At 35.7% G+C, this 16,218-nt stretch carries 12 protein-coding genes and 2 pseudogenes; 11 read left to right on the forward strand and 3 right to left on the reverse strand.

Features of this window, described 5'->3' with window-relative positions; all coding sequences use genetic code 11:
• Positions 1-325 precede the first annotated feature (325 nt).
• From F6K06_RS06750 to F6K06_RS06760, 3 genes are all read left to right on the forward strand, one after another.
• Positions 326-700 (forward strand): lipopolysaccharide assembly LapA domain-containing protein, encoded by a 375-nt coding sequence (locus tag F6K06_RS06750; protein ID WP_124144999.1) that lies wholly within the window; start codon positions 326-328, stop codon positions 698-700.
• A gap of 218 nt (positions 701-918) precedes the next feature.
• Complete coding sequence (locus tag F6K06_RS06755) at positions 919-1,764, forward strand: segregation/condensation protein A (protein ID WP_124145000.1); 846 nt, start codon at positions 919-921, stop codon at positions 1,762-1,764.
• A gap of 606 nt (positions 1,765-2,370) precedes the next feature.
• Complete coding sequence (locus tag F6K06_RS06760) at positions 2,371-3,528, forward strand: sugar phosphate nucleotidyltransferase (protein WP_124145001.1); 1,158 nt, start codon at positions 2,371-2,373, stop codon at positions 3,526-3,528.
• Positions 3,529-4,835: 1,307 nt separating this feature from the next.
• On the opposite strand, the gene speA is transcribed toward F6K06_RS06760, so the two are convergent.
• A complete protein-coding gene (gene speA / locus F6K06_RS06765) occupies positions 4,836-6,905 on the reverse strand; it encodes a biosynthetic arginine decarboxylase (protein WP_287238716.1) in 2,070 nt (689 codons plus the stop codon).
• Between the two features lie 200 nt (positions 6,906-7,105).
• Between speA and F6K06_RS06770 the strand changes: the two genes are divergently transcribed.
• The 5 genes and pseudogenes from F6K06_RS06770 to F6K06_RS06790 form a co-directional block, all read left to right on the forward strand.
• Positions 7,106-7,309, forward strand: coding sequence for a zinc ribbon domain-containing protein (locus tag F6K06_RS06770; RefSeq protein WP_161564523.1), 204 nt, complete (start codon positions 7,106-7,108; stop codon positions 7,307-7,309).
• Between the two features lie 207 nt (positions 7,310-7,516).
• A complete protein-coding gene (gene ndk / locus F6K06_RS06775) occupies positions 7,517-7,966 on the forward strand; it encodes a nucleoside-diphosphate kinase (RefSeq protein WP_124145004.1) in 450 nt (149 codons plus the stop codon).
• Positions 7,967-8,635: 669 nt separating this feature from the next.
• The gene (gene psaM, locus F6K06_RS06780) at positions 8,636-8,731 is read left to right on the forward strand and encodes a photosystem I reaction center subunit XII (RefSeq protein WP_071525264.1); all 96 of its coding nucleotides are present in this window, start codon (positions 8,636-8,638) and stop codon (positions 8,729-8,731) included.
• 644 nt (positions 8,732-9,375) lie between these two features.
• Positions 9,376-9,804, forward strand: coding sequence for a hypothetical protein (locus tag F6K06_RS06785; protein WP_124145005.1), 429 nt, complete (start codon positions 9,376-9,378; stop codon positions 9,802-9,804).
• Positions 9,805-10,106: 302 nt separating this feature from the next.
• A pseudogene (locus F6K06_RS06790) lies at positions 10,107-10,316 on the forward strand (transposase); the annotation flags it as partial.
• A 169-nt stretch (positions 10,317-10,485) separates the two neighbouring features.
• On the opposite strand, the gene ctpA reads toward F6K06_RS06790, so the two are convergent.
• Positions 10,486-11,724 carry a carboxyl-terminal processing protease CtpA gene (gene ctpA, locus F6K06_RS06795; protein ID WP_124145007.1) on the reverse strand — a complete coding sequence of 413 codons (1,239 nt, stop codon included), beginning with the start codon at positions 11,722-11,724 and terminating at the stop codon, positions 10,486-10,488.
• A gap of 710 nt (positions 11,725-12,434) precedes the next feature.
• Between ctpA and petB the strand changes: the two genes are divergently transcribed.
• Both petB and petD read left to right on the forward strand, forming a co-directional pair.
• Positions 12,435-13,103 (forward strand): cytochrome b6, encoded by a 669-nt coding sequence (petB, locus tag F6K06_RS06800; RefSeq protein ID WP_124145008.1) that lies wholly within the window; start codon positions 12,435-12,437, stop codon positions 13,101-13,103.
• Positions 13,104-13,417: 314 nt separating this feature from the next.
• Positions 13,418-13,900, forward strand: a complete 483-nt coding sequence (gene petD / locus F6K06_RS06805) for a cytochrome b6-f complex subunit IV (protein WP_124145046.1) — start codon at positions 13,418-13,420, stop codon at positions 13,898-13,900.
• Positions 13,901-14,582: 682 nt separating this feature from the next.
• Here petD and F6K06_RS06810 read toward each other — a convergent pair.
• Entirely contained in the window at positions 14,583-14,762 is a 180-nt protein-coding gene (locus tag F6K06_RS06810; RefSeq protein WP_287238723.1) for a hypothetical protein, read from the reverse strand.
• Positions 14,763-14,867: 105 nt separating this feature from the next.
• On the opposite strand from F6K06_RS06810, the pseudogene F6K06_RS06815 reads away from it, so the two are divergent.
• Positions 14,868-16,093: pseudogene (locus F6K06_RS06815) on the forward strand (ISAzo13 family transposase).
• The last annotated feature ends 125 nt before the right edge of the window (positions 16,094-16,218 follow it).

Below are 16,218 nucleotides of genomic sequence, written 5' to 3' on the forward strand. Positions count from 1 at the left end.
GCAATTAATAACAAATAATTACTTCTAAGGTTTGGGAAGGATACTTTGACAGTAACTTTTTATTCTTTCTCAATTTCAAGGGTTGCTTTTACCGAAAAGTCCTGGTATAAAGCCTCCCTTTTAAGGGGATAAAAAAAGATAATATTCCTGATGTCAAGCCTCCTTATTGGAGAGGTACTGATAACTGAAATGACCATCCCCAAAATTAATAGCTGATAGCTAATAGCTGACGGCTGTTTGCTTACAAATATATTGTTGTCAATCTATACTTTATCTGGTATAAATTAAGTATCGGTAGTTGTCAAAATAAATCAAAACAAAAATAATGAGACCGATTAATTTTTTGCTAATTTTTTTAGTTTGTTTAGCTTTGGTTATATTCAGTTTACAGAATACCCAATTAACTACAATCAAACTTATTCAAGGCATTGAATTTGAAGCCCCTTTATCTGTAGAACTTGTAATTGCCACAGGGTTAGGAGCTATTTTGGCATGGCTATTTAACTTGTGGTCAAGAATGCAACGTACCATCACAACTTTGGGAGAAATGCGAGAAATTCGTACCAGAAATAAACGCATTAAAGAATTAGAAAAAGATATGGAACGCTATCAAGAGGAACTGATTCAAAGAGCTAGTTTACCAGCGGCAGAAACTTTATCTGAAACAGGGAAATCTACTGAAGCAGAAACTTCTAAATAAAACCATAATTAGTTAAGGTAGCAGAAATATAGTTTCAGATTGATTGAAATATTTTTCTATATGGATATTTGTATTTGAATCATACTAACCTTCCCATTGTTCAAATTAGTTACTCTAATATAGTCCTGCGCTTACTAGAAAGTGTGAGTTCTTAGGTTAACAAGTTTCCAAGTTAATCTGAGAATTATTTATATAAAATATAGGAAAAAACGATAGACATGACAGTTGGAGTTCCTCAAGTTTCAGAAACAGTTTCAGAAGGAATTGCTTTACTCACAAACTTAGCAGAAAAGGGAGAAATTAATCCTTGGGATGTTCAAGTAATTGACGTAATAGACCGCTACTTAAGTAAACTAACTCCTGAATCAAATATTTCTGCAAGTGATGACTTTACAAATTTGTCTCAGTCAGGCCAAGCATTTTTATACGCATCTATTTTAGTATGGCTAAAAGCAGATCACTTAGCTAATTCAGAATCATCTGAAACAAATTCAGAGATATCTGAAGAAGTCCAAATTCCAGAAGCAGAAACTTTTGAAACACCAAAAATACCACTGAAATTAGAACAACAATTGCGTCGTCGTGCTGTTGCTCCTTCTCAGCGCAAACGTCGAGTCACCCTTCAAGAATTAATCGAGCAGTTACAACTGATCAAATCTACTATAGAAGATAGAAAAGTACGTCCCCGTATTCGCAAAACTAGCTCAAAAGCAAGAGAGCAAGCAGCTAGAGCAATTGCAGAATTAGCCCACCAGGAAAATTTAGTAGATACAGCTAGTGACTTAGAAAAGTTCCTTCTAGAAAAATCATCACAGAGCAGTGAAGGTTGCTTTGAATTCGATCGCCTTTTGGAATTGTGGTCTTCAGTATTACAGTCTAAAGCTGAAAATGAATGTACTAATGTCCAAGTAAACTATGACCGAGTAGGTGTATTTTGGGCATTACTACTCCTTTCTGCTCAGTCTAAAGTTGAATTATCCCAAGAAGAATTTTATCAAGATATTAGAATCCGTACTATTTCATCCACTTCCGAGGGGCGATCGGTTTTAGAGAAGAATATTTAATGCCTTCTTTCCTAAAACTCAAAATTTGGAACTTTAATTTATATCTGAATAAAACTCTTATTTATTAACTTTTCTCTGAAAAAAAAGCGTAGTATAATGATGTACACTTAAAATCTCTATCTTTAAAAGAAGTAAGAAGTAGGAAAGAAGTTGACAGCATATAGTTGTGGTTAGTCCATAACGATATTTAATCTAATTTAAAAAGTTGGAGATTGACCCCCTTGCTCTCCTAAGCTTCTACCTAAGGATCAGGTTACACGGTGTCAAAAATATTACTCAACCTTCTTCTTTTTTCCCTCTTTCTTACTTCCTCCTAGTTAAATTAAAACCATCAAGCTGAAAATTAGAAAACATCCAAGGAAAATTATTTCTCCGGTGTTTATTTATATATCAGCGAGAAAAATGTGTCCATTAGTTCAATGTTTAGCCAAAGATAAATAAAATATTGGTAGATAAAAATTTATCGATCTACCTTTAAATAGGGAAAGTGAAAAATTCTCATTTTGCTCTTCTCTCTGTTAATCTGAGATTTTAACGGAGTGAATTGTGTTAATTGAAAACACAGATATAAGTATTTTTGATATTTCAAAGGTGGAGGAAACTTAAATGAAGGCCATGATTCTGGCAGCCGGTAAAGGAACTCGTGTTCGTCCAATTACTTATCGCATTCCTAAACCAATGATTCCTATTCTGCAAAAACCAGTAATGGAATTTTTGGTAGAGTTGCTTCGTCAACATGGTGTTAACCAAATTATGGTCAATGTTAGCCATTTAGCAAAGGAAATAGAGGATTATTTTCGTGATGGTCAAAAGTTTGGGGTAGATATTGCTTATTCTTTTGAAGGACGAATTGAGGATGGAAACTTGATTGGGGAGGCACTGGGTTCTGCTGGTGGTATGAGGCGAATTCAAGACTTTTATCCTTACTTTGATGATACTTTTATAGTCCTTTGTGGTGATGCTTTGATAGATTTGGATTTGACCGCAGCACTCAAATGGCACAAAGAAAAAGGATCGATGGCTACCGTTATTATGAAATCTATTCCTCGCGAACAGGTTTCTAGTTATGGTGTTGTAGTGACAGATGAAACAGGGCGAATTCAATCTTTTCAGGAGAAGCCAAAAGTTGAAGAAGCTCTTAGTACCGATATTAATACTGGTATTTATATTTTTGAGCCAGAAGTGCTTGATTATATTCCGTCTGGTGTTGAATTTGATATTGGTAGTCAGTTATTTCCCAAGTTGGTGGAGATAGGAGCGCCGTTTTATGGTGTGGCAATGGATTTTGAATGGGTGGATATTGGAAAAGTTCCAGACTACTGGCGAGCAATTAATGATGTACTTATGGGGCAAGTCAAAAATGTTTCTATTCCTGGTAAGGAGGTATTTCCAGGAATTTATACAGGCTTAAATGTAGCGGTTAACTGGGATAAGGTGGATATCCAAGGGCCTGTATATATCGGTGGTATGACCAGAATTGAAGATGGAGCAAAAATTGTTGGGCCGAGCATGATTGGTCCGAATTGCTGGATTTGTAGTGGAGCTACTGTTAATAGCAGTGTAATTTTTGAGTATTCTCGCTTAGGCCCAGGAATTCGTTTGATTGATAAGTTAGTATTTGGTCGCTATTGTGTGGATAAGACTGGAGCATCTATTGATGTTCAAGCTGCTGCTCTTGATTGGCTAATTACTGATACTCGTCATCCTGATCCTCCTCAAGAACATATAGATATTAAGGATTTTTTGCAAGAAAATGGTGGTTAATTTCTAATGAAGAAGGAAGGGTTGATAATTTTTTTGACTGTGTGTTACCTCTTCTATAGATGAGAATTCTAGGAAACAAGAGTTGTTCACTTATTGAGTTTAAACTTTAGAAATTAGCAGAATATAGTTTATATCCACAATAGTATATGAGCAATATTTTCCTGGCTGTACAGCTGCTGTTTGCGGAGTATTGTATCAGTAAAGTCACTACTGGATTATTCAGAAAGAAGTGGCAATTTCTAATAGATTCAAACTGTGAAAACAATAAAAAACCTAATTCTCAGAAGTTTTTAGGGGAGATAATAACAAGCTAAACGGTTTAGCTAATGTTTGTTATTGTCAAGAAAAATAAGTAAGTTGCTTCATTCAACTTTCTAAAGTTTATAACATAAGTTAAGAAGTAAGAAGGAAGAAGGAAGAAGGCCTTTAGTTATCTAGGCGATTAGTTATCTAGGAGAGGACTGAAGTTGAAAAAATCTGGCGTTGTCTGAGTTTTAAGCTTTTGATATGTCTTAACCTTTCTTTCGACTGCTATATTTCAATTGCTGCCCTTTGCACGACTAATTGGGGTTTGCTGAAAAAGTCTTTTGGCAGGGGTAGGTGTTAGGAGGAACGACTCAGGAGTAAGGAGGAACGGGGAATTTAGAGGAGGTAGTCGGATATATTTATCCCTTTATTTTTTTTGCCATAGTTAGCCCAAAATCCTAACTTTTTGCTTGCTCAAGCTTAAAAAATTGCACTTTGTTTCGCTCTAAAAAGGCTAAAACCTTTATCTATAAATGCTTTGAGATTTAATCAGCAATCCCTAATTGGTACAGTAAAAGAGTAAAAGTATTGAGTAAATAATAAGATTTCATTTTGATCTTTGCTTATTGCTTTGAGCATTTTACCTAATCGTTCTACAAAGTTCTATATATTAGTTTCTGAGTAGTATAATTCCTAAAGTTAGTATGGGCAAAAGGTATTTTACTCCTACTATATTAACTCTTATTACTAAATGCTGAATTATATCAATGCTAGGGGATTTGATATTAGTTCGTAGAGTTTAAGTTGAAGGAAGAGGGAAAGAGGTTGATTAACTTTTTTTTGACTTTTGAATTCTGTGAAGTAATTGTCTGAAATTTACTCTTAATATCATGTCCGTTTAATAGCGCTCAGGAAAAACTTTTTTCTTCTCTTCCTTATTCTTCCCTCCTGACTCATTACTCCTTCATCTTTGATTTATAAGTATTTAACCGGACATAATATAACTTCTTCCTTCTTGCTTTTTAATTCCTTTTAGTAGTCTTTCCGATCCAAATCATTCCTTAGATTAGATAAGTGTAACTGCTGAGACTATTCTCATAATTTTGCAGCAGCATTCGCGACTCTTTAATGGTAATTTTCTCTTCTTGTAAAGCTTGCTCAGTTTGACGACGAATACTTTCTACTAAACCATCAGAATTATACTGAACATAATTTAATACTTCTGTCATTGTGTCACCTTTAACAACGTGTTCGATTTTGTAACCTGAAGGGGTTAATTTAATATGCAAAACATTAACATCACCAAATAGGTTATGTAGATTACCCATTATTTCTTGATAAGCACCTCCAAGAAACATTGCTAGATAGTAAGGTTTAAAGATAGAAGCAATTTCTTTTGAGGAATTTTCTAATGTTTGACTTGCGAAATGTTCAGAATATTTCTCACTAACTTGAGTTTGAAGAGGATGTAATTCTAATAATGATTTGACATCTCGTAAATCGATAAATTTCTCAATTTTTCCATCACTATCGCAGGTAAGGTCAGCTAATATAGCTCTTTCTGTAGGTTCTTCATCTAACCTGTGAATAGGCATAATTGGAAATAATTGATTAATCGCCCAACTATCAGGAGCAGATTGAAAAACAGAAAGATTAATGTAATAAATAGATGCCATGATTTTTTCTAGTTCTTCTAAATCATCTGGAATATATTCAGAACCTTTTAATATCTCTTGAATTTTCCGAAAACATCCCCAATACAGTTGTTCTACTTTGGCGCGATCGCTAATACTCAGATATCCAAAATTAAATAGACTTATAGATTCTTCTTTGAATTGAATTGCATCGTGATATGCTTCCTGGTAATTATTTTTGTTAATAGATTGATAAGTTTCGTAGAGGTTTTGTAGAATTAAATGCTCTTCTTTTCCAACAATTTTAGGTTCTTCTTTTGGAACTTGACTAACTCCTAAAACATCAAAAATAAGAACTGATTGATGAGATGCAACAGCTCTGCCACTTTCACTAACTAATATTGGTGGTAATATATTTTTCTCTTCACAAGCTTCTTTAACTTCTGCCACAATATCATTGGCATAGTTCTGCATATCATAGTTTTTGGAAGCATAAAACTTACTTTTTGAGCCATCATAATCAACTGCCAAACCACCGCCGACATCTAAGTATTTCATATTAGCTCCTAGTTGAGCTAATTCAACATAAATTTGACTTGCTTCTCTAATAGCATCTTTAATTACACTAATTGAAGAAATTTGAGAACCGATATGAAAATGTAAGAGCTGCAAAGAATCTAAAATATCTGCATTTTTTAACTGATTAACAACTTGAATTATTTCCGGAATACCAAGACCAAATTTAGCGCGGTCGCCTGTAGTTCCTGCCCAACGACCGATACCTTTAGTGCTGAGTTTTACTCTAACTCCTACTACTGGTTTAATATTTAATTTTCGACTAGCTTCTATTACTAACTGTACTTCTTCTACCTGTTCAATCACAATTATTGGTGTTTTTCCTAATCTTTGAGCTAGCATTGCAGTCTCAATGTATTCTCGGTCTTTATAACCATTACAAATTATTAGTGAATCAGGAGTATTCAAAGTCGCGATCGCAATTAATAATTCAGGTTTTGAACCTGCTTCTAAACCAAATTTATGAGGCTTACCAAATTTAACAATTTCTTCTACTAATTGACGATTTTGATTACATTTTACTGGAAATACACCACGATAAATATTTTTATATTTATAACGAGCGATCGCCTTAGAAAAACAAGCATTTAAGCGCTCAATTCTATCTTCAAGGATATCGGAAAATCTAATAATTAAAGGCAATCCTATATTTCTTTGTTTAATAGATTCAATCAGTTCAAATAGGTCTATTGAACCTCCTAGATCGCCTTTAGGAGAAACTGTAATATGACCAGCAGAATTAATTGAGAAATAGGGATTACCCCATCCTTGAATTCTATATAATTTCTCACTATCTTCAATAGTCCATACTTTTTTTTGTTGAGAGTTTATCCGCTCGATTTCTGTTTTAGAAGTATTAGTTAATGATGTGTTATTTGAAATATCAGAAGTATTTTGATTTATAGTTGACTGTAAATCCATGATGTGTTTTACTTTTAATATACTAAGATTGCAATAATTGTAACTTAATTATCTGAATTTACAGGTAATTAAGCATCAGCGCTAGATATAGTAGCCAAAAACTATAGCACTATACTACAGGTAGTGTTTACTCTCATGCTAACCCATTGGAGACCTATTTAAAAAGAGATGGGGATATAGAGAGTATTTTTCAACAACGATTGACAACCAAAATCGTAAGCTATGGTGGGACAGTAGTGCTAGCTGACCAGTGGTTTCAATCATCCAAAACTTGTCATTATTGTGGTCGTATTAATCAAGAATTAAAGTTAAAAGACCGCACCGGGGAATTGTCCTCACTGTGGAATGAGAATAGACCGCGACTTGAATGCTGCACTGTTGTTATCTCAGTATGGGGAAATTAATCAATTTAATAGGGTAGGCTGTACCCGAATTTACGCTTGTGAACTGGAAGAGGGTGGCCTCCCAGGTTGAAGCAAGAAGCAAACATCTTTGACTGGCATTACCAGGTTTTACCGAGTTTTGCCGGAATTGTGTAGGTATTGTACAGCAGAGCGTCAAATCAGGTTAATCTGTATTGTGTATTCAGAAAATTTTTGAGGAGTATCAGTTTGGAACGCACCTTCATAGCTATTAAACCCGATGGTGTCCAAAGAGGACTTGTTGGCCAAATTATCAGTCGCTTTGAAACAAAAGGTTTTACCCTAGTTGGTCTAAAAATTATGAGTGTAAGTAAGGAACTAGCTGAAAAACACTATGAAGTTCATAAAGAAAGACCATTTTTTCCAAGCTTAATACAATTTATTACATCTGGCCCTGTAGTAGCAATGGTTTGGGAAGGTGAAGGGGTTGTGGCATCTGCGAGAAAAATTATTGGGGCAACTAATCCTTTGAGTGCTGAACCTGGTACAATTCGTGGTGATTATGGAATTAGTGTTGGCCGTAATCTAATACATGGTTCTGATGCGATTGAGACTGCTCAAACTGAAATTAGTCTTTGGTTTAAAGAGGAAGAGTTAGTATCATGGCAGCCAACTTTAACTCCTTGGATTGTTGAATAATATAGAGAAATAGAGAAAATTTTTCTTGTCTTAAATGTCTATGAGTTAGCTCCCTGATTTAGAGAGCTAACTTTTTCAATGCCATATTGAAATCTCAATAAATTTCAGCTTTATTTGCTCAATTTAGCAGGAATATTTGTCTGAAGAAATCCCTATCCTGTATAAATATAGAAATACTTAAAATATCAATTCTTAACTATTCTGAATAAACTATATATTTGGTTGATAATTCTAACTAATATAGCGACCTTAAATAGCCTTTGAATAAACGTTAGTCTGAGAAAATATATCTAAGTAGTCAAGCAAAATTAATTGTATATTTGACTCTCAGGTTCAAGTAGTTCTGTATCGTCATGGCAAATTAGGGCTGAAACACCTACTATACTAATTATCAATACTAATGACCACTTACCGAATATTAATAGTAGTTTAACTAATTTTATATTCTTGAAAATAATTTCTTTTTTGTAAACTTATGTTGACTTATATTAAGAATCTTATGAGATGTTTCAGGCAAGAGCAAACCCCGCAGCTAAATACATCAAATGCGTAGTGTAGAAAGAAGAAAAAAAATTAGTGTTTGTTTACAAGTTGTAAATTTGCCAATTACGGGTAAAATATGGAACATTAACTGCAAACTACAAATACAAACATTAGGAGTTTTGAACTATGCCTCTATCTGACACTCAAGTATTAGTTGCTCTAGTAATTGCTCTCATCCCAGGAATCTTAGCATTCCGACTCTCAACTGAGCTTTACAAATAAAATCTCGGTCAATTATCAAAATCTAAATTTGTCCTAACAGTTGCTTCTCAAGATACAGTAAAATTTTTGCTTTTTAGCAAAACTAAGTATGATAGAGAAGTTGCTATGTTAAAAACTGTTGGGACAAATTTTTTATGGAGATGGAATAGGAATCTTCAAAAAATTTCTTTGCTGTGAAAACCAAAGGTAATTAAAATCAAATTCAAATACGAACCAATTATTTATCTGATTTTTCATACTACAGCCTTTTTATCTGGGATGTGGATACTAAGTGCTATGAAAAAAGTATTGAGGTAGTAGAGGATAGGGAATACTAAAGGAGGGAAAATAGCATTAAAGATTAGTACACACAAGGATATATGGTACTCAACACAGCACTTTTTTTATTATAAAAAAACTCAATCTATATTTACATATCAAATCAAAACACTATAATAGTCCTTTTAGATGAGTTGTGCAATCTTGTTAAATCATTTTTTCAACAATAATATTCTTAATTAGCTTTCACTTGTACTTGTTCACAATAATCGCAGTTTACTTCAATATTTAATTTTATTTTGACATCTTAAATGTAAACTCAATCGATAGATTAATATCTAAATAGAAAAATATTCTAATTGATGAAGCTATCTTGACTAAATTTTATGCAAGCTACTAAACCTGTAACATTTTCACCAGTTTCTCACAACACTCCTACTCAGGTAAAACCTCAAATATTTTCCAAAAGAATCAAGTCTTCTTATCTAGGAATAACAATTGAAACTACAGTCAAATTATTTACTAATATTGTAATTTCTGTTTTTGTAACATCAGCTTTCTTGAAATTGTGGCCTCATTACCAATCTATTCAAGAAAAGCTACAAGTAATTGAATCTGAAATTGAAGCCACAACTGAAAGACTTAATCAAGAGAAAGCAGATTTTACTCGTTATTTCGATCCTAGTCAGGCCAAAAGTATTATGCAAGAGCAAAGCAACCGAGTAGGCCGTCATCAAATACCGATAATTTGGCTAAAAGATAATGGTGTTAAACCAAATTCAGAATCTACTAGCTCTAATGGAAGAAGTAGTTAGTATTAGCTAGGGCAAAACTTAAGTTAACACCCCTAAAGTACGACTGATAATGGGAGCGATGGGGATTTATAACAGTTTTCACATAGACTACAGTGGCCAAAGCATTTTTCTAGGATCTAGGGACGTTGTATGCAACGTCCCTACCTACCCCCTACTACTCCTCCCTTCCCTTGGGCAAAAAGAATTTTGTAGTCCACTTAAATGAAAATTGCTGTAAACCCCACCAAACCCATTGAAATTGCCGTTGACGCGCGTGGGTATTAACCCATCAGGAATCAAGATAATTATCTGACAGTGATGGAAACAAAGTAGCTAATCCTAAAAATCTCAACAAGTTGCACAAAAAATTAAGGTTAGCTCAAAAGTCTCTATCTAGGAAAACCTTTGGGTCAAATCATGATCAAAAAGCCCGGTTTAAAGTAGCTAGGATACACGCAAAAATTAAAGATTCAAGAGGAGACTATACTCATAAGCGTGCCTACTCAGCTAATCAGATAAATATAAAATTATAGCCACTCGAGCTCTTTCAACATTACTCTGATAGTATTTAGAGTTTTGGATTAGGGATACTCTACTTATAATTTGTACAGAACTATCAGCTTTTTGAAATAATGATGAATATTATTTAGAAACACAAATCCTGAATATTTACCTCTACCAAAAATATGGATAAAAAGTCAATTAGGCTGCATTTGCTAATGCAATTTCAGATGTAAGAATTTCTACTGCAGCTTGATATTGTTTGTCAGCTTCTGTGGTAATTTGGTAAGGCCAAATCGGGTCTTCTTCCACCACAACATCAGGCATAATTCCCTGTTTATTGATATCTGTATGGTTTGGTGTTTCATACTTGGCCACCGTCACAGCCAACCCCGAACCATCAGACAAATCAAACAAAGACTGAATTAACCCTTTGCCAAAAGTTTTTTCACCTACTAACAAAGCACGGCCATTATCCTGAAGAGCACCTGCAAGAATTTCACTGGCACTGGCAGTACCCTGATTAGTTAATACAACTAATGGGGAATCAGTTATGGCTAGTCCTTCAGCAGAAAAACTACCAAGAAATCTTTGTCTATTAACCGTGTAAACAATAGTACCATCATCCAACCATAGACGAGCAATTTCTATGCCAGCTTGTAATAGTCCACCTGGATTATTTCGTAAATCAAGCACATAACCAATAACCCCCTGCTGCTCAAAACTTTCTACTGCCTGGCTGACTTCTGTCGCAGCATTAGCATTAAATTGACTCAGACGAATATAACCAATTTTTCCTGTTTCCGGGCCATACTTTAATTCAGCATAGACTGGGTTAATTTCAATAGTATCCCTAATTAGTTTAATTTCTTGAGGTTGGTCGTTGCTTTCTGTCAAAATTGTCAATACTACTGAAGAACCAACAGGACCTCGCATTCTATTTGCAGCTTCATCCAAAGTAAATTCTGAAGTTGATTGGCCATCAATTTTGAGGACGCGATCGCGAGGTTGAATACCAGCAGCTTCAGCAGGAGAGCTCTCCAGGGGAGAGATGACTATTAGTTCTCCTGTTTGAGGGTCCAAAGCAATTTGTAAACCCACTCCGGTTAATTCTCCAGAAGTATTAACCTGCAAATTATTGTATTGTTCTGGTTTGAGAAGTCTGGTGAAGGGGTCTTCCAGACTTGCCAACATTTCTTGAATGGCATTATAAGTATCGTCTCTGTTCTCAAGGGGTTTCTTAATCAATTTTTGACGTACAAACCACCAATTCTGATGATTGAAAGAATCATCAACATAAGCCAAGTTAACTATCCGCCAAGCTTCGCCCAATAAACTCTGTTCCTCTGTCAGTGCTGATGCAGATGATGTCCAAAATCCACCACTCAGAATCACTGGTAATATTAATAGAAATATAATTCGAATAAATCTTTTTTTCATAAATACAAAAGTTATTGCCTCATAGCATTATTGGGTAAAATTTACAGTATAAATCAAAAATACTTAATATCTCAAACTTGATCAAAGCTGACACGTTAAGATATCAGGAGCTTGGTAGCCCTCTTCTTTTAAGACAGGGTCGAAAAGCGACTCGTGCGGATTTATTTTCAGTAAAAAATGATACAATTTAACCAAGCAAGTTAAGAACAACTATCTACGCTTTGAGGCATTCCTAGTAAGGTAAAATTCCTGCAACGAAGAACCGAATGTACAGAGTATGAAACCACTATACGAGCAAGTAACAGCAGGGTGTTGACCGTATCTACTGACATCGTCATGGACTCGGAAAGCGTAAAAAAATTAACAAGTAAGCGCAATTGCTGTATTGGTAAATCAATAATCGTTTTGAGCGTCTAGGGGGATATTTGACTATTCCTTTTAAATCATTCTTAAAGAATCTGCCTCTCTTCGGAGCGCAGAGTGTCAACTTGATGAAATTTATCCATAAGTTATGTTAAATTTTTTAAAGGGAGGGTAGAAAAGAATTAATATTTGTTTCTTAAAGTTAAGGTAGACTTGTCTGTGAATTGCTTTACCAGTTGGTATGATATTTTGTATTGCTGGTTAAAGGTTTGAGGTAAGTATATCTTCCTAACTACCCAGAACCATCGATTAAAAAACAGCAATATTCATCTAGGATTTTTGGCTTCATGTTCACAAAACAGGTAACTGATTCAGCAGCTTATAAGTGGTTCGATGAGCGCTTAGAAGTTCAAGCGCTCGCTGACGATATCTCCAGCAAATATGTCCCACCCCATGTAAATATTTTTTACTGCTTGGGTGGTATTACTTTGGTTTGCTTCCTCATCCAGTTTGCTACTGGGTTTGCTATGACTTTCTACTACAAGCCAACAGTAACAGAAGCACTGGCATCAGTTCAATATATTATGACTGAGGTTAACTTTGGTTGGCTAATTCGTTCTATCCATCGTTGGTCGGCCAGTATGATGGTGCTGATGATGATTCTTCATGTTTTCCGAGTTTATCTCACAGGTGGTTTCAAGAAACCCCGGGAACTTACTTGGGTAACAGGTGTAGTTATGGCTGTAATTACGGTTAGTTTTGGTGTTACAGGTTATTCTCTACCTTGGGACCAAATTGGTTACTGGGCTGTGAAAATTGTTTCTGGGGTACCTGATGCAATTCCATTTGTTGGTCCATTTATTGTAGAATTAATGCGTGGTAGTACAAGTGTTGGTCAAGCAACTTTAACTCGCTTCTACAGTCTTCATACTTTTGTACTACCTTGGTTAATTGCAGTATTTATGTTACTGCATTTCTTGATGATTCGTAAGCAAGGTATCTCTGGACCTTTGTAAGTTAACCTATACGAATCGTGATGATGTAGCTATAGCATAAATCATCAGAAATATTAGGATTAATAGTGGCGGGACAGACCGCCCAATAAAAGTACAACGCCTGCGCTGAGGTTTACTTAGGGTAAAGACGGAGAAATAAAGCTTCTAGAGATGGTCTGACAGAAATGCAACTTAACTTGTTTGATACGAGTTTATGTGCATCTAGTTATAGAGTCTGTGAAGCAAGAATATCCCACTATAATCTTTTATTTAGTGGTGATAGTGTCAAAAATAATCAAATACTAGCTCTCGGTGATTACGGAGAAAAAAAGATTATGTCCACTTTAAAAAAGCCGGATCTGAGCGATCCTCAATTAAGAGCTAAGTTAGCTAAAGGTATGGGTCACAATTATTACGGTGAACCTGCTTGGCCTAACGACTTACTCTATATATTTCCAGTCGTAATTGTTGGTACATTTGCTTTGTGTGTAGGTCTAGCGGTACTAGATCCTGCTATGGTTGGCGAACCAGCAGACCCATTTGCTACACCTCTAGAAATTCTGCCTGAATGGTATTTCTGGCCAGTGTTTCAAATTCTGCGTACTGTACCTAATAAGTTGTTGGGTATTGTAGCAATGGCTTCTATTCCTCTGGGATTAATGTTGGTTCCTTTCATTGAAAGTGTAAATAAGTTTCAAAACCCTTTCCGTCGTCCAGTAGCGACTGCTGTTTTCTTGTTTGGTACAGCAGTAACTCTGTGGTTGGGTATTGGTGCTACTTTACCAATTGAGAAATCCTTGACTTTTGGTCTATTCTAAGAATGAGACTTCTAAAATAAGATTTTACACCCTTTGTTGATTTTCTTGATGAGTACATTTGTAGTTGTGTACTTGTATAAATTTTCAAGGGGTTTTACCTCTCCCCGCGCTTAAAAGCGCGGGGATTCTAAACTGTTGCTACGATTAGGGGATAAAGCCAAATCTGGTAGCTTTTTTAGTTTTGGTTTCCCAGATAGGAAATCTGGAGCGCGAGGGTTAAAACTCGCCTACAGACCTTGACTAGGCTTAGATCTAATTGTGTCTCTACTTTACGTTCACGAAGCGTGCCGAAAGCAAGTATATTCGCTGCACCATTTAAGTCAGCTTTGACCCACAAACCTTTACCAGTGTGGTATATCCCACGTTTAACTCGTTTCCCTGATGGTTTCCAACGGCAGTCGCTACAACGGGGGGAACCCCCGCAATGCGCTGACTCCCCTTCAGGTTTTTCACCGAAAGTAGGTAGAAAATCGCCATCTAGAAAACTAGCCTTGCTGGTATATGACTCTTCAGTTTCAACAAACTTAATCCCGTACTCAAGGCACAGTTGTTTAACTCATTCTTTAAGTTTAGTTGTGGGAATTTGTACGAATGACTGTGTTGTTTTACCTAGCTTAGACTCTACTATTAACTGAAAAGCATTTTATATTTATTTGGCTAAATTTAGGTTTCATAGCTTGATTCACCAACGCACCATTTTTGCAGCTTTATTAACTGCATCTCTCATCTGGCGATTACGTTTTTCTGTGATGTGGGCTAATTGCTCATCCGAATAACCCTGGGGTTTACCCTCTTTGAGAGTGGAAACCCATTTATTATACCACTGGTTAAGGCTTTTAACCTTACGCCCATCAATAATCAAGCTAGTACCAACGTTAGAAACGCAACTTAGGAGCCTGTAAAAATAACTTGAACAAATTACTCCCAAAGCTAAATAATCAAAGTATCACGTTTATTGTTGGGTAATATGTCTGATCACTCTGTAGTCAAAACTATTCAAGACAAGTATGAATTGTTGTGGCCTTACTTAAACGAAAAAAACACGACGTATATGGGCAGCCATTGAAGCTCAAAGCCTGGGTTGGGGAGGTATCACCTTGGTAGCCAAAGCAACTGGACTTTCCCGGACAACAATTCATGCTGGTATGGATAATCTCTGTAAATCAGATGGAACAACAAGATCGGACTACAGCGATCGAATTCGTGAATTTGGTGGTGGCCATAAACTACTAGAAGAAAAAGACCCAACTCTGTGAACAGATTTGGAATTACTGATTGAACCCGCAACTTTAGGAGACCCAGAATCTCCTCTGAAATGGACCTCAAAAAGTGTAGCTAAATTAGCAGCAGGATTGAATCAAGGGGGACACAGAATCAGCCCTAAAAGTGTTGATCATTTACTGGAGTCTCTTGGTTACAGCCTACAATCAAATCGTAAGACTCGCGATCGCTCATCTCACCCAGATCGAGATGCTCAGTTTTTACATATTGCTCAATAAATATTTCCAATCTGAAAATCAACCAGTCATTTCTGTTGATACCAAGAAAAAAGAATTAATTGGGGATTTTCAGAACTCTGGTCATGAATGGTGTGTTAATGGACAACCAGTAGAAGTACGAATGCACGACTTTGCTGACCCAAAATTAAGTAAAGCAATTCCCTATGGAATTTATGACTTAAGTTTTAATACTGGATGGGTCAATGTTGGTATCGACCATGACACAGCCTGCTTTGCAGTGGAGTCGATTCGCCATTGGTGGTACTCAATGGGTGAAGAACTTGATCCAGATAGTCAAAAGATCATGATGGCAGCCGACAGTTGTGGTAGTAATAGTTATCGCTCCCGACTGTGGAAGTTAAAACTACAAGAATTTGCCGACGAGATTAATCGGACTATTCATGTGCCTCATTTTCCTCCCGGTACAAGTAAATGGAACAAAATTGAGCATCGCTTGTGTTGCCAGATCACCCAAAACTGGCGTGGCAGACCTTTAACTAGCTTGCAAGTCGTGATTAATCTTATTAACAATACTACTACCACACAAGTATTGAATGTAGTTGCTCACCTAGACGAAAATTTTTACGAAACAGGAATTAAAGTAAGTCGCGAAGAATTTAATGCCATTAGAATTGAGCCAGACTTTTTTGGTGGTGAATGGAATTATGTGATTAAGCCGAGAACAATAACTTAAATTGTTCAAGTTATTTTTACACGGCTACTTAACCAATTATTAATTCCGGGGTCTACACCCAAGACGTTCTTCGGGTTTAACTTGTGTTGAATTACAATCTCTTTTTGATCAACAAACTCAGCATA

Source organism: Okeania sp. SIO1H4, from assembly GCF_010672695.1.
In the GTDB taxonomy this organism is placed as follows: domain Bacteria; phylum Cyanobacteriota; class Cyanobacteriia; order Cyanobacteriales; family Microcoleaceae; genus Okeania; species Okeania hirsuta.